Origin of the sequence: Streptomyces sp. NPDC048424, assembly GCF_040651555.1 — a bacterium.
GTDB lineage: Bacteria > Actinomycetota > Actinomycetes > Streptomycetales > Streptomycetaceae > Streptomyces.
This window is the reverse complement of record NZ_JBEZKE010000011.1, coordinates 73,556-91,344: the sequence shown is the minus strand read 5'-3', so window position 1 is coordinate 91,344 and position 17,789 is coordinate 73,556. Positions and strand designations below refer to the sequence as shown.

The following is a 17,789-nucleotide window of genomic DNA, read 5'->3' as shown; positions in this document are numbered from 1 at the left end:
CGTAGTACGGTGAGTCTCGAACTCAGCCGCCGATCCCCGGCGCGCCCGGTGACCTCTGGAGCCCTGATGAGTGCTGCCCCCGCCGCCCCTGCCGCTTTCGCCGCCCTGTTCACCCCGTACGGCCTCCGCTCGGTCACCGTCCCGAACCGCGTGTGGATGGCGGCCATGTGCCAGTACAGCGCCGAGGCGTTCGGCCCGAACGCGGGCGTGGCGAACGACTGGCACTTCGCGCACTACGCCGCCCGCGCCGTCGGCGGCACCGGCCTGATCATCCAGGAGGCCACCGCCGTCTCCCCGGAAGGCCGGATCACCCCCTACGACCTCGGCATCTGGAACGACACCCAGGTCGCGGCGCTGCGCCGGATCACCTCCTTCCTCAAGGCCCAGGGGACCGTCCCCGGCATCCAGATCGCGCACGCCGGCCGCAAGGCCTCCACCGACCGCACCTGGAAGGGCGGCGGCGCGGTCGGACCCGAGGCGCACGGCTGGCAGCCCGTCGCCCCCAGCGCCGTCCCGTTCGGCGAGGGCAGCCACGTGCCGCACGAGCTGACGGTCGATGAGATCTCCGGGATCACCGCCCAGTTCGCGGCCGCCACCGAGCGCGCGCTCGCGGCGGGCTACGAGGTCGTCGAGATCCACGGCGCCCACGGCTACCTCATCGGGGAGTTCCTCTCCCCGCACAGCAACAAGCGCACCGACGCCTACGGCGGCTCCTTCGAGAACCGGACCCGCTTCGCCCTCGAAGTCGTGGACGCCGTACGGGCCGTGTGGCCCGAGGAGCTCCCGCTGCTCTTCCGGATCTCCGCCACCGACTGGCTGGAGGAGGACGGCTGGACCGCCGACGAGACGGTACGCCTGGCCCGGCTGCTCCAGGAACACGGCGTGGACCTCCTCGACGTCTCCACCGGCGGCCTCGCCCCCGGGGTGTCGATCCCGGTCGGCCCGGGCTACCAGGTGCCCTTCGCCGCCCGGGTCAAGGAGGAGACGACCCTCCCCGTCGCCGCCGTCGGCCTGATCACCGAACCGGAGCAGGCCGAGAAGATCCTGGCCAACGGCGAGGCCGACGCGGTCCTGCTCGCCCGTGAGCTGCTGCGCGACCCGTACTGGGCCCGCCGTGCGGCCGCCGAGCTGGGCGCGGAGATCCGTACGCCCGAGCCGTACCACCGCTCCTGGTGACGGCGGTGCGGCTCCGGCGCCCGGCGCCCCGCCCGCGGCGGAGCCGCACCCCGTTCCCGCCGATTTCCGCGAGAGCCCCGACTCCTTCGACGACTCTCGTACGATGGGGGCCCGCAGCAAGCCGAGTGAGTGGAGCAGGGACATGACGGAACGGGACGCCGGCCGTACCCTCGCCCACCCCGAAGCGGCCGAGATCCGCCTGGAGGGCGTGCTGCACGCGCTCTCCGACCCGGTCCGGCTCTCCATCGTCCTGGACCTGGCCGCCTCGGCCGCGGACCTGGCCTGCTCGTACTTCGACCTGCCGGTCACCAAGTCCACGACCACGCACCACTTCCGCGTCCTGCGGGAGAGCGGAGTCGTGCGCCAGACCTACCGGGGCACCACCAAGCTCAACGCCCTGCGCCGTGATGACCTGGAGGCCCTCTTCCCCGGCCTCCTGGACAGCGTCCTCACGGCGGCCGAGGCCGAGTCGGCGCGACTGTCCTAGAAGGTGGCGTCCCAGCGGTGGAGCAGCCCGCCGTCCGGGCCGAAGACGTCCATGCGGTAGCCGTGCGGCAGCGTGACGCCCTCGCGGAGCGTCAGGTACGCGGTGATGGACGTCGCCTGCCGCGTGAACCGGGCATGGTCCGCGTCCGGGTTGTGGGTGTGGACGACGAACAGGGGAGATGAGCCGTCCGGCCCGGGCACCTGCTCGATGCCGTACACGTCGGCGTCCCCGCCCGCCTTCCGGTAGCGCTCGGCGAGGGCCGCCGCGTCCGGGGGAGCGGCCGTACTCGTCACGGTGGGGCCCGGCGCGGGTGCGCCCGCCCGGTCGGCGCCCTCGTCCGTACACCCCGACAGCACGGCGCAGGCCGCCACGGTCACCGCGAGTACCAGCGTTCTTGCGCGCATCACCCCAGCACTCTAATGCGAGACGTCCCCTACGCGAGCCCCGCGGCGCCCAACAGCCCCGCCCAGTCCGGGATCTTGACGGAACGGCGGCCCAGGGAGCGGCCCAGATCGGACTCGGCCGTCTCGATGGCCTGCCAGCCCGGCCACTCCACCGGATGCAGCCCCGCCGCCCGCAGTGCGGCCAGCGGGTCCCCGGGCAGCTCCCGCCGGGCCAGCACCGCCGCGTCCTGGAGCAGCGAGGACACGGTCTCCTTCGCGCACGGCCGGTTCGTGCCGATCACCCCGGTCGGGCCGCGCTTGATCCAGCCCGCCACGTACTCGCCGACCGAGGCCCGGCCCGCACGGACCACCCGGCCCGCCGCGTGCGGGACCGTCCCCTTGGCGGGGTCGAACGGCAGCCCGGCCAGCGGAACGCCCTTGTACCCCACAGACCGCAGCACCAACTGCGCCTCGATGTCCTCGTGGACGCCCGTCCCGGTCACCCCGCCGAGCCCGTCCGGGGCGGTCCGCTCGAAGCGCATCCCGGTGACCCGGCCGTCGGGCCCGCCGAGGACCTCCACCGGACGCAGGTAGAACCGCAGCGCGATGTGGCGCGGCTCCACGCCCGGATCCGCCTCCGCCCAGCCGCGCAGCACCTCCAGGTTCCGCCGGGCCACCGCGGGCAGCGCCGCGGCCGCGCCCGGATCGGTGTACATGGGGTCGAGCGCCAGCTCGGCGCGGTCCGCGCGGGCGTCCACCCCCGGCAGGGTGCCCAGCTCACGCAGCTCCTTGGTGGTGAACCTGCCCTGCGAGGGGCCGCGCCGGGCCACCATCGCCACCCTGCGCACCCCGCTGTCCGCGAGCGCGCCGAGCGCCGGCTGCGGCATGTCCGTCGGCGCCAGTTCCGCCGTGCCGCGGGCCAGGATCCGGGTCACGTCCACCGCGACGTTGCCCGCTCCGACGACCACCGCCGAATCCACTCCGGGCAGGTCGAAGACCTCGTCGACGGCGTCCGGGTGGCCGCTGTACCAGGACACGAAGGCCGTCGCGGAGTGCACCCCGGCCAGTTCCTCGCCGGGGATCCCCAGCAGGCGGTCCCGCGCCGCGCCCACGCAGTACACCACCGCGTGGTACAGCTCCAGGAGCCGCTCCGTGGACAGCTCCGCCCCGCCGACCTCGACGTTCCCGAGGAAGCGGATCCGCTCGTCCTCCAGGACGGTGCGCAGGCTGCCCTGCAGCGACTTGATCTTCTCGTGGTCCGGGGCGACCCCGTAGCGTACGAGCCCGTACGGGGCGGGCAGCCGGTCCAGTACGTCGACCCGCACCCCGGGCACCTCGCGCTGCTGGACCAGCGCCTGGGCCGCGTAGACCCCGCTGGGGCCCGATCCGACGACGGCGACACGAAGCACGGCGGAGCTCCTCCCGCAGGTGGTCCCAGCATGACACCGGCCCCCTCCGCCGTCAGCCCATCGCGCGCATCCGGTGGATCTCGGCGCTCTGCGTGGCCACCACCTCGGTGGCCATCTCCTCGACCGCCACGTTGTTGCCGGCGGCCAGCACCTCGCCGGCCATCTTCACGGCGCCCTCGTGGTGGGCGGTCATCAGCTTCAGGAAGAGCCGGTCGAAATCGGCGCCCCTCGCCCCGGTCAGCTCCTCGAGCTGCTGCTCCGTCGCCATGCCCGGCATGGTGGCGTGGTCGTGGTCGTGTCCGCCGGAGCCCCCCGACGGGGCCGGATGGACGGTCAGCCACTTCTCCATCGCCCCGATTTCGGGCCGCTGGGCGGCCGAGATCCGTTCCGCCAGCCGTTTGACCCCGTCCGCCCCGGCCCGCTCGGGGGCCAGCGCACTCATGGTCAGCGCCTGCCGGTGGTGTTCGATCATCCGCTGCACGTAGGCGCGGTCGGCGGCGTTCGGGCTGTCGTCGGGCTTCGCCTTCGCGGCCTGCTCGGGGGTGAGCGTGCGCGCCTTCTCGCCGGGCCGGCCCGGGGCGACGACCACGGCCCCTCCGTCCGCGGCCCGGTCCGCCCCTTCGTCCCCGCCCTGGCAGCCGACGAGCGCCAGCAGGAGGCCGGCGGTCGCCACCGCCGCGGCGGAGCGGCGGATCAGCACGCTTGACGCCTCGCGGCCCCGGAGGTCTTTTGCCATGTCCATGAAAGGGAAGATACTGCCGGGGTCCTGGTTCCGTTCCCCCGTGAGCGGAACCGATCTGGCTCCCATCGGAGGGCACAGTGACCTCGCTACACGCAAGGAGAGTGCGGAACAGGAGGGTGGGGGTGGCCGTCGCGGCGGCCGGGCTCCTCACCACGCTCCTGGCGGCCGGACCGGCGTCGGCCACCCCCGACCCGGGTGACTTGGCGCCCGGCAGCGGCGGCCGGCAGAGCGCGAACTCCGTCGGAGGCGGGGAACTGGCTCCGGGCGACATCCCCGGTCAGGACGAGATCGTGCACAGCCGCAACATCAAGCACCTGGCCAACATCCCCAGCGCCGATCCCGCGAACATCAACTCCGACCTGGCCTTCCAGGGCCGGTACGCCTACGCGGGCAGCTACAGCGGCTTCACGATCTACGACATCGCCAATCCGAAGGCACCGAAGACCGTCTCCCAGGTGCTCTGCCCCGGCGGCCAGAACGACGTCTCCGTCCACGGGGACCTGCTCTTCCTCTCCACCGACTCCTCGCGCAGCGACGACTCCTGCAACAGCGTCTCGCAGCCCGCGACGGAGAAGTCCTCGTGGGAGGGCATCAAGATCTTCGACATCAAGGACAAGAAGAACCCCAAGTACATCAAGTCCGTCGAGACCGCCTGCGGTTCCCACACCCACACCCTGGTGCCGGGTGACAAGGACATCTACCTCTACGTCGCCTCGTACTCCCCGAACGAGGCCTTCCCCGACTGCAAGCCGCCGCACGACGGCATCTCCGTGGTGAAGGTCCCGAAGAAGGCGCCGACGAAGGCCGCGGTCGTCGCCTTCCCGATCCTCTTCCCGGACGGCGGCAACCCCGGCGGGCCCACCAACCCCGGCGTCTCCAAGACCACCGGCTGCCACGACATCACCGTGCTGCCGTCGAAGAAGCTCGCCGCCGGCGCCTGCATGGGCGACGGCATCCTCTTCGACATCAGCAAGCCCGAGCAGCCGAAGGTCATCGACCGGGTCCAGGACAACGTGAACTTCGCGTTCTGGCACTCGGCCACCTTCAACGAGCGGGCGAACAAGGTGGTGTTCACCGACGAGCTCGGCGGCGGCTCCGGGGCCACCTGCAACGAGGCCACCGGCCCCGACCGGGGCGCCGACGGGGTCTACGACATCACCGGCCGCGGTGACCAGCGCAAGCTCGTCTTCCGCAGCTACTTCAAGATCCCGCGCCACCAGGCCGACACCGAGAACTGCGTGGCCCACAACGGCTCGCTGGTCCCGGTCGGCGGCGGCCGCGACATCATGGTGCAGGCCTGGTACCAGGGCGGCGTGTCCGTATGGGAGTTCACCGACTCCGCCAAGCCCAGGGAGATCGCGTACTTCGAGCGCGGGCCGCTGACGACGGACCAGCTGGGACTGGGCGGGTCCTGGTCGGCGTACTACTACAACGGACACATCTACTCGAACGACATCGCCAAGGGCCTCGACGTGCTGCGGCTCGACGACTGGCGCACCGACAGCGCCAAGTGGGTGTGGATGGACCGGCTCAACGTGCAGAGCCAGCCCGAGTACCACTGACGCCCTGGTCCCTAGGGGTGTGAGGGAAACGTTCCGCCGGGCGGCCCGCCGTCCGGCGGAACGCCGAGCTCCCAGTCCAGCCCGTAGCGCTGGAAGAGCTCGGCCCGCAGCCGGGCCTGCGGCATCGGCGCGCCCGGCAGCAGGACCGCCACCACCGCCCCCATCAGCAGCGCCCGCAACAGCGGATAGTCCGCGTCCACGTCCGCCGAGCCGTAACGGGCGACGGTGTCCCGCAGCAGCTCCGCCAGCCGCTGCTGCTCCGGACACTGCACGAAGCCCTCGGCCGCGAGGATGCCCGCCATGTGGGTCCGCATCAGCAGCGGCTCGTCGCGGGCGAGCCCGAGGATCGCGTCGATGGCGCGCGCCAGCCGCTCCCGCCCGTCATCGGTACGGGGCTCCCGCTCCAGCGCCGCGTGCAGCGTGAGGTGCATCAGCCGGTGCACCGCGGACTGCAGCAACTGCCGTTTGCCCGGGAAGTAGTACGAGACCAGGCCGCGGGCGGCGCCCGCCCGGTCGGCGATGTCGCCGAGGGTCGTGGCCTCGTAGCCGCGCTCGGCGACGAGCTCGACCGTGGACTGGAGCAGCCGCTCCCGGGAACGTCTGCGCAATTCTTCATTGACCGATGCGCTGCGCGGGACCATGCTTACTCCTGCGTTGACTGGCTCAGAGCCAATATACTCAGCGCACGGGGTCGCCTGCTCTGGGTGAAACGGGGGATCGCCCAGAGCAGGTACCCCGCCCCTTCACCGGTCCACCGGGCCGGATCCGCGCCGACGGCCGTATCCGGCCGTCGCGAGGGCCACGACGGCCACGCCCAGCAGCCACCCGGCCAGTACGTCGGACGTCCAGTGCACCCCGAGGTAGACACGGGTGAAGCCGACCCCGAGCACCGAGACCGCGGCCACCGCCCAGGCGGCGGCCGGCGCCCACGCCGGGAGCGTACGGGCGGGAGGCGGGGGGAGCGGGCCGGAGCCCGGCCGGGGGAGCAGCCACAGGAGCATCCCGCACACCACCGTCGCCGTCATGGCGTGCCCCGACGGGTAGGCCGCGTACTGAGCCGAGTCCACCGGATCGGGCCACACCGGACGCTCCCGGCCCACCAGCGCCTTCAGCCCCTGCTGCACCGCCGTGGCCACCACGGCGGCCAGCGCCACCCGAAGGGCCCGCTCCCGGTCGCCGCGCCACCACAGCAGGACACAGGCGACGGCGGCCAGCGCCCGCATGGTCCAGGGGTCCCACACCCAGTCGGAGAGCACCCGCATGGCCTGCGTGACCCCGGGGTGGGCGACGGCGTGCGCGTGCAGGTCACCGGCGGCCCGGACGTCGAAGGAGAGCAGCGGCCGCCACCGCGCCGCGACCAGCGCCGTCAGAATCGACGCGAGGAGCACGGCGAGGATGCCCGCCCACCGAAGGGGGTTGTTCCGCATGAGTGGATCCTCGCACCGGCACACGGATCGCCGGGCCGCGGCACGGGCGGACTGCGCAGGCGCACTTCGGGGGCGGACTACGCGGGAGCACTAGGCCAGTGCGCTCAGGCCCGGCACGAAGGCCACGAGCAGCGGGATCGCCGGGACCAGCGTGGCCAGCGCCGTCAGGCGCAGCCGGCGGCCAGCCGACAGCCGGGGCGCGGCCGCGAGCAGCCGCCGCACCCGCTGCGGGACGTGCGCCTGCTGGGCGGAGGCCCCGAACACCCCCCGGTCCTCGTTGAGTCCGACGAGCGCCAGCGCGATCGTCAGCCGGCCGAACCGCCGCGAGGCCACGTCGTCGGCGGCCATCTCCACGAGCCGGTGCATCTCCGCCTCGAAGGCCGCGAAGACCGGCACCTGCGGGAAGCCCCGGGCCAACGCCCGCGAACAGTGCAGCAGCCAGTCGTGCCGGGCCGCCGCATGCCCTTGCTCGTGCGCCATGACGGCGTCCAGCTGGCTGCCCTTCAGCCGCCCCAGCGCCGCCGTGGTGACCACCAGCTGCGGGGCCGCTCCCGGCAGCCACCAGGCGTCGGGCCGCGGGCCCTCCAGGACGACGAGCCGCGCACCCGAGGGGTCCTCCCCGGGCAGCAGCGGAGCCCGCACGAGCAGTTCGCTGCCCTGCGCGCGCCGCCGGGCCCGCGCCCCCAGCACCTCACCGGTCAGCATCGCCCCGGTCCACAGCCCGCCGCCCGCCAGCGCGAGCGCGGTGGCGGCGGCCCAGGGCCCGCCGGACGCGCCCAGCGCGTAGGCGTCGACCACCCCGTGCGGGGCGGCGGCGAAGAGCCGGCCCCGGACCGCCTGCCAGGCGGCCGCGGCGCTCAGCAGCATCGACAGTCCGAAGCACAGCAGCACCGCACCGACCACGCACTGCCACGCCCACAGCGCCACGACGGGTTCTCGCTCGGGCCATCGGGCCCGGGCCAGCAGACGGGGGGCGAGCACCGCGGTCAGGGCGCCGAGCATCAGGAGAGCGGCGGGGACCATCATGTCCGCCAGCCTATGAGCGCGGGACTACCTGCCGGTACGGCCTCGGCGCATTGGTGACGCAGGACACGTCCGCGAGCCCTCACATCGTCAGCAGCATGGCCAACATGCCGATGCCCATGGCCAGTCGGCAGGCGCGGATCAGCTCGCCCGGTCCGCCCCCGCCCACGGCGGCCTGCTGCCCGGCGGGTCCGCCCGCGGTGACCAGCCGGGTGCCGCCGAGCACCACGTACCCGGAGTAGTAGAGGAGGAGCGCCCCGGTCAGCAGCGGCAGCCCGGCGCCCTGCCCGTGCTCGTGGCCGCCCCCGGAGCCCGCCGTCAGGGTCATGTAGACCATCGTCAGGGAGCCCACCAGGTGGTGCGTGTGGTGCGCGCCGCCCCGCAGCAGCCACAGGGCGTGCAGGGCCGCGCCGCAGAACACCACCGCCAGGACGGGAGCCCGCCAGCCGTCGCCCCGCGCGAGGGGCACCGCCATCAGCGCCATGCCGAACCCCATCACCGCCTCCGCGGCGGCCGCGCCGCCCGACGCGCGCACCCGCCGGAGGCAGTACGCCCCGCTCACCGCGCACAACAGGACGAGCAGCCAGGCGGACACGGAAACGGACACGGAGTCGGAAACGGAGGTGGCGGAACCGTGCACGGCGGAACCTCCCGGTTCGTCGGCGTCACGGGGAGAGATGCCCCTCTCACACGGCGCTCACGCGGACCCGGGTTACGCTCTCCCTGCCGCACCAGGCATGTCATATGCCACCGCATCGAACGGAGCGCCCGATGTCGACCGCCCAGTCTGCCGCCCTCAGTTTCCGCAGCGCCGTGGAGGCGGACATACCGGAACTGGTGGTGCTCGTCGAGTCCGCGTACCGCGGGGATGCCAGCCGGGCCGGCTGGACCACCGAGGCGGACTACCTGGACGGCCAGCGCACGGACCCGGACGGGGTCCGCGCCGTCGTCGAAAGCCCCGACAGCGTCCTGCTCGTCGTCGAGCGCGCGGGCGAGCTCGTCGCCTGCTGTCAGCTCGAACACCGCGGGGACCACGCCTACTTCGGCATGTTCGCGGTCCGCCCCGGGCTCCAGGGCGCCGGTCTCGGCAAGGAGATCCTGGCCGAGGCCGAGCGCCGCGCCCGCGAGACGTGGGGTGCGAAGGAGATGCGGATGACGGTGGTGAACGTACGGGAGGAGCTCATCGCCTACTACGTGCGCCGCGGCTACCTGCGCACCGGCGAGCTGAGCCCCTTCCCCTACGGTGACGAGCGCTTCGGCGTCCCGCTCCGCGACGACCTCGCCTTCGAACTGCTCGTCAAGCCGCTCTGACCCCCCGTCGGGGCGGCTGAACCTCAGGCGGTGAACCGGCCCGTGCTGCGGATCTCCGGGAGGTCCGTGGCCGCGCCGTTCAGCCCGAGGGCCCGCGCCAGCCGCAGCTGGTCCAGGGTGTTGACCGACAGGGCGGTCACCCGCAGCCCGGCCGCGTGCGCCGACTGGACCGTCTCCAGGGACAGCAGGTGGATGTCCGCGGCGATGGTCGCGGCGCCCACGGCCAGCGCCCGGTCCACGATGGCGCCGGTGCCGCCGCCGGGGGCCGCGTACAGGGTGGTCCGTACGCCGGGCACCAGCCGGGCCACCTCGGCGAGCACCGCCTCGTCGGCGGAGGCCACCTCCACCCGGCCGGTCAGGTCGCGGCGCAGGACCAGCTCCGCCAGCACACCGGCCGTGGCCCGGTCCCGTACGGACACCTGGAGCGGCACCCGGACCGCGTCCAGGACCTCCTCGAGGACCGGCACGCGCTCGCCCTGACCGGCGTCCAGTTCGCGCAGCTCGGCCAGGGTCAGATCGGCGACGGCCCCCGAGCCGTCGGTGGTCCGGTCCACGTCGGGGTCGTGCACGGCGACGAGGGCGCCGTCCTTGCTCAGCCGGAGATCCAGGGCGATGACGTCCATGCCGGAACGTTCCGCTCGAACGAACGACCGCAAGGTGTTCTCCGGTTCGACACCCATGACCCCGCGGTGACCGATGGTGAGGAAAGTCAAGGTTCTCTCGCTTCCGTCGACGGCGGCTCCCCGCGCGGTCGCGGTGTCCCTACCGGCCGCGCGCGATGAGGTCGCATGCTAGTGCGCCGAGGGTGCGAAGGGACCGTGCGTGCACGGCCCCGAAAGAGCGTTCAGGCCGCTTCCCGCCAGGGTTGTGCGCCCCCCGGCGGCCGGCGCCGGGCCCGTCGCGTCACCCGGGCGTGGGCGCGTCCCCGTCACCTTGACGACCTGCGGCGTCGGCCTCCGGGAGCCCTGCCAGGTCGTCGAGCAGGGCCTCGGCCAGCTCCAGTTCGGCCAGGTGCTGCCGTTCGCTCCAGCGCAGCGCGAGGGCGGGGAAGGCCCATTCCGGTACGCCGCTCGCCTGCTCCATGGCCTCCCGTACGGCGGCCAGCTCGTCCCGGGTGCGCTCCACGTGCTCGCCGACCATCGCGCGCAGCCGCTCCGGCTCGGCCAGGTGACCGAGCCAGATCCGCAGCAGCAGCCCGTGCTTGAGGACCGGCGGTCCCGCCTCGGCGGTGTCGGCGGCCCAGCCCGCCAGTGCCTCGCGGCCCGCGGCCGTGATGGCGTACCGCCGCTTGGCCCGCGCCTCCTCGGGGCCCGAGCGCGCGGAGGCCGCGTAGCCCAGTTCCTCCAGACGGCGCAGCTCCGCGTAGATCTGGCTGATGGCCGGCGACCAGTAGAAGAAGCGCAGGGAGGAGTCCGCCCACTTCTTCAGCTCGTAGCCGGTCCGCTCCCCGGGGAAGGAGAGCAGGCCGAGCACGGCCCACGCGGTCGGCGGAAGCTCTTGCTTCTTCGCTTCATGACTACTAGTCATATTACTGATTGAAGTGAGACCGGGTACGCGACGCAACCCTGGGGGCACCGTGAAATTCTCCGTGATCTTCGAGGCTCAGCTGGCCGATCCGACCGTCGAGCGGGAGCACCAGGTCATCCGCGACTGCGTCGAGCAGGCCGTGCTGGCCGAACGCATGGGCTTCGACCGGATCTGGGCGGTCGAGCACCACTCCCTGAAGTGGTACGCACACATGAGCGCTCCAGAGGTCTTTCTCAGCTGGATCGCCGCCAAGACCAGCACCATACGCATCGGGCACGGCGTCGTGTGCATGCCCTTCAACTTCAACCACCCGGTGCGGGTCGCCGAGCGGGCCGCCATGCTCGACCTGCTCTCGGGAGGGCGGCTCGACCTCGGAGCCGGGCGCGGCGGCACCGAGCAGGAGACCTCGCTGTGCGGAGTGGACCGTGACCGCACCGCGGCGGAGGTGGAGGAGGCCCTGCGGATCATCGGCAGGGCCTGGCAGGAGGAGGAGCTGGAGTACCACGGCGAGCTGATCGACATCGACCCGCACCCGATCCTGCCGCGGCCGGCGCAGACCCCGCATCCGCCGCTGTTCCTGGCGTGCAGCCGCGGCGAGACGCTGGTCCAGGCGGCCGAGCTGGGGATCGGGGCGCTGGTGATGGGCTTCGCCGGACCGGAGTCCATCGCGCGGATGCGCTCCGACTACGACGCCGCGATCGCCGGCCGGGACGGCAGCCGGTTCGTGTCCACCGTGGTCAACGACCACTTCTCCGTGCTCTGCCCGACCATCGTGCTCGACGACAGGGAGGAGGCGCGCCGGATCGGCGTCCGCGGCCAGCGCTTCTTCGCCCAGTCCATCGGCCACTGGTACGGCGGGGCGGGCGTCCCGGACGAGGCCGTGGTCGCGGGCGCCGACGAGGCCGAGGAGATGCGCAGGGCCGCAGAGCAGGTGGTGGCCCGGCTGCACGAGCTGGAGATCCCGGTCCGGCCGACCTCGACCGCCACCTTCAACGCCGATCACGCCTACGGCAGTGCCGACGACGCCATCGCGTACGTGGAACGGCTCAGGGAGGCCGGCGCCGACGAGATCATGTGCCTGATCCAGATGGGCACGGTGGAGCAGGAGGCCTGCCTGGAGACCCTGCGGCAGTGGGGGGAGAAGGTCATTCCACACTTCCGGGGCGTGTGACGTCCCCCTCCATGGTGCGCCCCGGCCCCGCCGGCCGCTGCCGCGCCGGAGGGCGGTCGATGGGCCGGAAATCGTTGGCGCGACTGGGCGGAGTGGAGAATTCCAGGCTGACGAACGGGAAGACTTCCGGTGAAGCGGGGGGTATCGCAGGATAATTTCCCGAACTACCTCTTGAACGGAAGAGCCTCGCGCGCATACGCTGCCTTGACGTGAGGTTCTCCTGTGGAGGAAGTGACATGACGGAAACTCTTGTGCCGGGTACCGGCGGGGCCGTGATAACCGCCGAGACGCGGGTGGTCGACCACCCGGCGTGGCCCGAGCTCAAGGCCGCCGTGGAGGAGATCCGCCCGTGGCAGGCCAAGGACGGGTCCATCGACTTCGAGGCCGAGGGTGCGCCCGCCCGGCACACCGCCGAGGCCGCGGTCGGCCGTGTGATCCGCGCCGTCGAGACGCTCTCCCCGCTCCTCCCGCACGCCACCGCGTACCACGAGGCGCTCATCGCCGACCTGCGCAAGTGGGCCGCCGCCGACTTCCAGGTGCCGGACTTCCTCGACTCGCTGCTGGCCTTCCACCCGGCCGCCGAGCGCGCCGACGGGCTCCAGCACCTCGTCGTCTTCCCGATGTACACGCAGAACGGCAACCCGGACCGCAATCTGGAGGCCGTCGCGCTGAAGATGGTGTGGCCCGAGTGGCTCGCCGAGCTGGAGCGCACCCGGTACGACAACCCGCTCTTCCTCGGCATCACCTTCGAGGACTTCACCGCGGGCTACGACACCCACTCCGCCGTGCTCTTCCCGGAGACCATCGCCGTGCGCGAGGCCCCCGAGCGCTTCACCTGGGGCGGCATCTTCTGTGACCGCGAGGCCGCGCGCTTCCGCAAGGTCACCTCGGCCGCGGTCGACATCCTCGGCGTCGAGCTGCCCGCCGACATCGCCGCCATGGTCACCGACCAGGAGCGCTGCGAGAAGGCCTTCGTCCTGTGGGACATGGTCCACGACCGCACCCACAGCCACGGCGACCTGCCGTTCGACCCCTTCATGATCAAGCAGCGCCAGCCGTTCTGGATGTACGGCCTGGAGGAGCTGCGCTGCGACCTCACCGCCTTCAAGGAGGCCGTGAAGCTGGAGTCCGAGGGCAACGAGCACGGCCGTGACGTGCAGTACGCCGTCCTCTTCGACCGGATGTTCCGCTTCCCGGTCTCCGGCGACCGCACCCGCAACTACGACGGCCTCGGCGGCCAGCTGCTCTTCGCGTACCTCCACAAGCACGACGTCGTGCGCTGGACGGACAACAAGCTGAAGATCGACTGGATGCGTGCCCCGCAGGTCACCAACCAGCTGTGCGCCGAGATCGAGGACCTCTACCGGGCCGGCATCGACCGCCCGAAGCTGGTGCACTGGTTCAAGGCCTACGAGCTGGTCTCGACGTACCTCGCCCCGCACCCGGGCTCCAAGTGGGCCAAGGGTCCCGACGCGCTCGACATGACGCAGCCGCCGCGCAAGCTCGTGGACGACGTGCTTCCGGACGAGTTTCCGCTCAGCATGTTCTTTGAGGCGCTCGCCAAGAAGCTCAAGGGCACCATCGCCTCGACCAAGGGCATCACGGCTCTGAACTCAGAGAACGCCGAGCGAGTCGCCGCGTGAGCGCTCGCCCACAGGAGGCTGCACGGATGAACGGCTCCGGGAACGGCAACGGAAAGCTGCACGGCGCGGTGGTGGCGGTGGCCGGGGCCGGCGGGCCCGCCGGCCGCGCCACCCTGCTCCGCCTCGCCGAGGCGGGTGCCGTGGTCGTCGCGTCCGACGCCAACCCGGCGCGGCTCGCGGAGGCCGTGGACGCGGCACGCTACGCCCACGGCGGCGCCACCATCACCGGTGACACCGTGGACCTGCTCGACCTGGCCGCCACCAAGGCCTGGGCCGAGCAGACCGAGAAGGAGTTCGGCCGGATCGACGGCCTGGTCCACCTCGTCGGCGGCTGGCGCGGCAGCAAGACCTTCACCGACGTGGACCTCGCGGACTGGGACTTCCTGGAGAAGCTCCTCATCCGCACCGTCCAGCACACCTCGCTGGCCTTCCACGACGGACTGCTGCGCAGCGACCGCGGCCGCTACGTCCTGGTCAGCCAGTCCGGCGCGCACAAGCCGGTCGCCAACAACGCCGCGTACAACGCGGGCAAGGCGGCGGCTGAAGCATGGACCCTGGCCATGGCGGACTCCTTCCGCAAGGTGGGGGGTGACGAGGGCCCGGGTGCGGCAGCTGCGATCCTGGTCATCAAGGCACTGGTGCACGACGCGATGCGCGCCGAGCGTCCCAATGCGAAGTTCGCGGGTTTCACCGACGTGAAGGAGCTGGCCGAGGCCATCGCCGGCGTCTGGGAGCGACCCGCCACCGATGTGAACGGACAGCGTCTGTGGCTCACTCCGCAACCGTGAGAACCGATGCCGGCAAGACCGACGCCCGGCGCCACCACGATCCGGCGGTGCGCGGTTTCGCGAGCGACAACTACGCGGGCGTGCACCCCGAGGTGCTCGCCGCCGTCGCCCTGGCGAACGGCGGCCACCAGGTCTCGTACGGCGAGGACGAGTACACCGAACACCTGCAGAAGATCTTCCGCAGCCACTTCGGTCCGTACGCGGAGGCCTTCCCGGTCTTCAACGGCACGGGTGCCAACGTCGTCGCCCTGCAGGCCATGACGGACCGGTGGGGCGCCGTGATCTGCGCCAAGACCGCCCACATCAACGTGGACGAGGGCGGCGCGCCGGAGCGGATGGCGGGCATCAAGCTGCTCGCCGTCCCCACTCCGGACGGCAAGCTCACCCCCGAGCTGATCGACCAGGAGGCCTGGGGCTTCGAGGACGAGCACCGGGCGATGCCGCAGGTCGTCTCCATCACGCAGAACACCGAGCTCGGCACGGTCTACACGCCGGACGAGATCCGTGCCATCTGCGAGCACGCGCACGGCCTGGGCATGAAGGTGCACCTCGACGGTGCCCGGATAGCCAACGCCGCGGCCTCGCTGGACGTGCCGATGCGCACGTTCACGAACACCGTCGGCGTGGACGTGCTGTCGTACGGCGGCACCAAGAACGGCATGATGTTCGGCGAGGCCGTGGTCGTGCTCAACCCGGACGCGGTCCGGCAGATGAAGCACATCCGCAAGATGTCGATGCAGCTCGCGTCCAAGATGCGGTTCGTGTCGGTGCAGCTGGAGGCGCTGCTCGCCAAGGACCTGTGGCTGCGCAACGCCCGGCACGCCAATGCGATGGCGCAGCGGCTGGCCGCCGGCGTGCGCGAGACGGACGGGGTGGAGATCCTCTACCCGGTCCAGGCGAACGCGGTGTTCGCGCGGCTGCCGCACGAGGTGTCGCGGCGACTGCAGAAGCGTTACCGCTTCTACTTCTGGGACGAGGCCGCGGGCGACGTCCGCTGGATGTGCGGTTTCGACACCCAGGAAGAGGACGTGGACGGCTTCCTGCAGGCCCTGAAGGAAGAGATGGCCCGCTAGCACCGAGCCGGTGTGACGACAGCAAAAATCGCATAGATATACCCTCGACCGTAAATCTATTGATCCACGGTCGGGGGTCTGTCTATGCTCCGGGGCATGCAGCTGATCCAGCAGAATCCTGACATTCATGCCTATTTGGCGTCCGACGAAGCGGTCGACCATTGGGATCCCCTCGTGCAGGAGATCTCCGAAGCCCTCTGGTCCACCACGGGCAACGCATATTCATACGCCAAGGCGGCCTTCGAGTTCGTCCGCGACGAGATCCCCCACTCGGCCGATTCCGGGGACGTGCGGGTCGCCTGGCGCGCCTCCGACGTCCTCGCCACGCGCAACGGCATCTGCTTCGCCAAGTCCCATGCCCTCGCGGCCCTGCTGCGCGCGCAGGGCATCCCGGCGGCCCTCTGCTACCAGCGGCTGACCGACGACGACGGATCGCACCCGGTCGTCCACGGCCTGGTGGCCGTCCGCCTGCCGGGCGGCGCCCGGTGGTCCCGGCTGGACCCGCGCGGCAACAAGCCCGGCGTGGACGCGCAGTTCAGCCTCGAGGATGAGCGGCTGGCCTTCCCCGTGCGGCCGGAGCTCGGCGAGATCGACTACCCCGAGCTGTACGCCGCCCCGCACCCGGCCGCGCTGGGCGCCCTTCAGGGGTCCGCCGATCGGCCGGAGTTGTGGACGAAGCTGCCGACGACCCTTTGACGTGCGGTCAATAGGAAAGTTTCCTGTCTGACATCGTTGTCAGGTTGGCATGGGCATGAGTAGATTCGGTTGCGGAATCCCCCCACGGAGACCCCCGGAATCCCGGATCCCCCACCTCCGACCGGAAGGCGCTTCATGCGATACGGAGTTCCCGCCGGGCTGGCCGCCCTTGCCCTCGGCCTGGCCGCAACCCTCGCTCCCGCCCCCGCCGCAGTCGCCGGAACACCCCGAACCGCGGCCGCACCCGCGCAGTTCGCCCACCCCGGAGTCCTCAACAGCCGCGCCCAACTGGACTTCGTACGCACGCAGGTGCAAGCCGGCCGGCAGCCGTGGAAGGCCGCCTACGAGCAGATGCTGGCGAGTAAGTACGGCTCGCTGTCGCGCACGCCCAAGCCGCGCGAGGTCGTCGAGTGCGGCTCGTACTCGAACCCGGACATCGGCTGCTCCGACGAGCGCGAGGACGCCATCGCCGCGTACAGCCACGCCCTCGCCTGGTACGTGACCCGGGACGCCAAGTACGCCCGCAAGTCCATCGAGTTGATGGACGCCTGGTCCGCGAAGATCAAGGACCACACCAACAGCAACGCACCGCTGCAGAGCGGCTGGGCCGGCTCGACCTGGCCGCGCGCCGCCGAGATCATCAAGCACACGTACACGGGCGGATGGCCGAACCAGGGGCGCTTCGCCACCATGCTGCGGGACGTCTACCTGCCCGAGGTGATCAACGGGCGGCCGAACAGCAACGGCAACTGGGAACTGATCATGATGGACGCGGCCGTCGGGATCGCCGTCCACCTCGACGACCGCGCGAGCTACGACAAGGCGATGGGCATCTACCTCGGCCGCGTCCCCGCCTACTTCTACCTCGCCTCCGACGGCGCCCAGCCCGCGTACCCGCCGCGCTCGACCGTGGACACCCGCGCCGAGCTGATCGACTACTGGCACGGCCAGAGCACCTTCGTGGACGGCCTCGCGCAGGAGACCTGCCGCGACTTCGGCCACACCGGCATGGGGATCGCCGCCGCCATGCACGTCGCCGAGACCTCACGGATCCAGGGCCGCGACCTCTACCCGCAGTTCAAGGACCGGTTCCGGCACGCGCTGGGCTTCCACGCCGCCTACGAACTCGGCGCGGCGGTGCCCTCCTGGCTCTGCGGCGGCAGCCTGACCAAGGGCCTCGGCCCGGCCACCGAGGTCGGCTACAACGCCCTGCACACCCGGCTCGGCGTCACCATGGAGAACACCCGCAGGCTCACCGAGGGACGGCGACCCGCGGGCACCGAGAACCACTTCGAGGCCTGGGAGACCCTGACCCACGCCGAAAACCCCAACTGACCGGGTTTCGCCACCGGGCGGTGACGCATGCTGACC

19 protein-coding genes are annotated in these 17,789 nt (G+C 71.8%); 10 read left to right on the top strand and 9 right to left on the bottom strand.

The features are described 5' to 3' along the window. Nucleotides 1–66 precede the first annotated feature (66 nt). Nucleotides 67–1,176: an NADH:flavin oxidoreductase/NADH oxidase gene (locus AB0D29_RS18095; RefSeq protein WP_362855269.1), complete on the top strand. Its 1,110-nt coding sequence runs from the start codon at nucleotides 67–69 to the stop codon at nucleotides 1,174–1,176. A 142-nt stretch (nucleotides 1,177–1,318) separates the two neighbouring features. Next, nucleotides 1,319–1,663 (top strand): transcriptional regulator, encoded by a 345-nt coding sequence (locus AB0D29_RS18090; RefSeq protein ID WP_362855268.1) that lies wholly within the window; start codon nucleotides 1,319–1,321, stop codon nucleotides 1,661–1,663. Here the strand turns inward: AB0D29_RS18090 and AB0D29_RS18085 are convergent. The 3 genes from AB0D29_RS18085 to AB0D29_RS18075 are packed head-to-tail and all read right to left on the bottom strand — an operon-like array spanning nucleotide 1,660 to nucleotide 4,197. Beyond that, entirely contained in the window at nucleotides 1,660–2,067 is a 408-nt protein-coding gene (locus AB0D29_RS18085) for a hypothetical protein (RefSeq protein ID WP_362855267.1), read from the bottom strand. The genes AB0D29_RS18090 and AB0D29_RS18085 overlap by 4 nt on opposite strands. A 29-nt stretch (nucleotides 2,068–2,096) precedes the next feature. Continuing rightward, on the bottom strand, nucleotides 2,097–3,455 hold the full coding sequence (locus tag AB0D29_RS18080; RefSeq protein ID WP_362855265.1) for an FAD-dependent oxidoreductase: 1,359 nt from the start codon (nucleotides 3,453–3,455) through the stop codon (nucleotides 2,097–2,099). Nucleotides 3,456–3,507: 52 nt separating this feature from the next. After that, nucleotides 3,508–4,197 carry a DUF305 domain-containing protein gene (locus AB0D29_RS18075; protein ID WP_362855263.1) on the bottom strand — a complete coding sequence of 230 codons (690 nt, stop codon included), beginning with the start codon at nucleotides 4,195–4,197 and terminating at the stop codon, nucleotides 3,508–3,510. A gap of 77 nt (nucleotides 4,198–4,274) precedes the next feature. Between AB0D29_RS18075 and AB0D29_RS18070 the strand changes: the two genes are divergently transcribed. Then, nucleotides 4,275–5,759, top strand: a complete 1,485-nt coding sequence (locus AB0D29_RS18070; RefSeq protein ID WP_362855261.1) for a hypothetical protein — start codon at nucleotides 4,275–4,277, stop codon at nucleotides 5,757–5,759. 11 nt (nucleotides 5,760–5,770) lie between these two features. Here AB0D29_RS18070 and AB0D29_RS18065 read toward each other — a convergent pair whose 3' ends face one another. From AB0D29_RS18065 to AB0D29_RS18050, 4 genes are all read right to left on the bottom strand, one after another. Continuing rightward, nucleotides 5,771–6,400, bottom strand: a complete 630-nt coding sequence (locus AB0D29_RS18065; protein WP_362855259.1) for a helix-turn-helix domain-containing protein — start codon at nucleotides 6,398–6,400, stop codon at nucleotides 5,771–5,773. Nucleotides 6,401–6,502: 102 nt separating this feature from the next. Then, complete coding sequence (locus AB0D29_RS18060) at nucleotides 6,503–7,186, bottom strand: phosphatase PAP2 family protein (RefSeq protein WP_362855258.1); 684 nt, start codon at nucleotides 7,184–7,186, stop codon at nucleotides 6,503–6,505. Between the two features lie 90 nt (nucleotides 7,187–7,276). Further along, nucleotides 7,277–8,212, bottom strand: a complete 936-nt coding sequence (locus AB0D29_RS18055) for a M56 family metallopeptidase (protein ID WP_362855257.1) — start codon at nucleotides 8,210–8,212, stop codon at nucleotides 7,277–7,279. A 79-nt stretch (nucleotides 8,213–8,291) separates the two neighbouring features. Then, entirely contained in the window at nucleotides 8,292–8,849 is a 558-nt protein-coding gene (locus AB0D29_RS18050; RefSeq protein ID WP_362855255.1) for a DUF5134 domain-containing protein, read from the bottom strand. Nucleotides 8,850–8,980: 131 nt separating this feature from the next. Here AB0D29_RS18050 and AB0D29_RS18045 point away from each other — a divergent pair, with 131 nt between their 5' ends. Next, entirely contained in the window at nucleotides 8,981–9,520 is a 540-nt protein-coding gene (locus AB0D29_RS18045) for a GNAT family N-acetyltransferase (protein WP_362855254.1), read from the top strand. A gap of 23 nt (nucleotides 9,521–9,543) precedes the next feature. On the opposite strand, the gene AB0D29_RS18040 is transcribed toward AB0D29_RS18045, so the two are convergent. Next, the gene (locus tag AB0D29_RS18040) at nucleotides 9,544–10,233 is read right to left on the bottom strand and encodes a glycerophosphodiester phosphodiesterase family protein (RefSeq protein ID WP_362855252.1); all 690 of its coding nucleotides are present in this window, start codon (nucleotides 10,231–10,233) and stop codon (nucleotides 9,544–9,546) included. A gap of 190 nt (nucleotides 10,234–10,423) precedes the next feature. Further along, nucleotides 10,424–11,047, bottom strand: coding sequence for a PadR family transcriptional regulator (locus AB0D29_RS18035; RefSeq protein ID WP_362855250.1), 624 nt, complete (start codon nucleotides 11,045–11,047; stop codon nucleotides 10,424–10,426). Nucleotides 11,048–11,096: 49 nt separating this feature from the next. Between AB0D29_RS18035 and AB0D29_RS18030 the strand changes: the two genes are divergently transcribed. From AB0D29_RS18030 to AB0D29_RS18005, 6 genes are all read left to right on the top strand, one after another. Then, nucleotides 11,097–12,218, top strand: a complete 1,122-nt coding sequence (locus tag AB0D29_RS18030) for an LLM class flavin-dependent oxidoreductase (protein ID WP_362855248.1) — start codon at nucleotides 11,097–11,099, stop codon at nucleotides 12,216–12,218. 236 nt (nucleotides 12,219–12,454) lie between these two features. Further along, the gene (locus AB0D29_RS18025) at nucleotides 12,455–13,861 is read left to right on the top strand and encodes a DUF6421 family protein (RefSeq protein ID WP_362855247.1); all 1,407 of its coding nucleotides are present in this window, start codon (nucleotides 12,455–12,457) and stop codon (nucleotides 13,859–13,861) included. A 26-nt stretch (nucleotides 13,862–13,887) separates the two neighbouring features. Next, nucleotides 13,888–14,649, top strand: coding sequence for an SDR family oxidoreductase (locus AB0D29_RS18020; protein ID WP_362855245.1), 762 nt, complete (start codon nucleotides 13,888–13,890; stop codon nucleotides 14,647–14,649). Continuing rightward, nucleotides 14,646–15,722 (top strand): low specificity L-threonine aldolase, encoded by a 1,077-nt coding sequence (locus tag AB0D29_RS18015; protein ID WP_351584386.1) that lies wholly within the window; start codon nucleotides 14,646–14,648, stop codon nucleotides 15,720–15,722. Before AB0D29_RS18020 ends, AB0D29_RS18015 begins: the two co-directional genes overlap by 4 nt. Before the next feature lie 96 nt (nucleotides 15,723–15,818). Further along, entirely contained in the window at nucleotides 15,819–16,418 is a 600-nt protein-coding gene (locus AB0D29_RS18010) for a transglutaminase family protein (protein ID WP_362855244.1), read from the top strand. Nucleotides 16,419–16,553: 135 nt separating this feature from the next. Beyond that, nucleotides 16,554–17,753 carry an alginate lyase family protein gene (locus AB0D29_RS18005; protein WP_362855243.1) on the top strand — a complete coding sequence of 400 codons (1,200 nt, stop codon included), beginning with the start codon at nucleotides 16,554–16,556 and terminating at the stop codon, nucleotides 17,751–17,753. Nucleotides 17,754–17,789 lie beyond the last annotated feature (36 nt).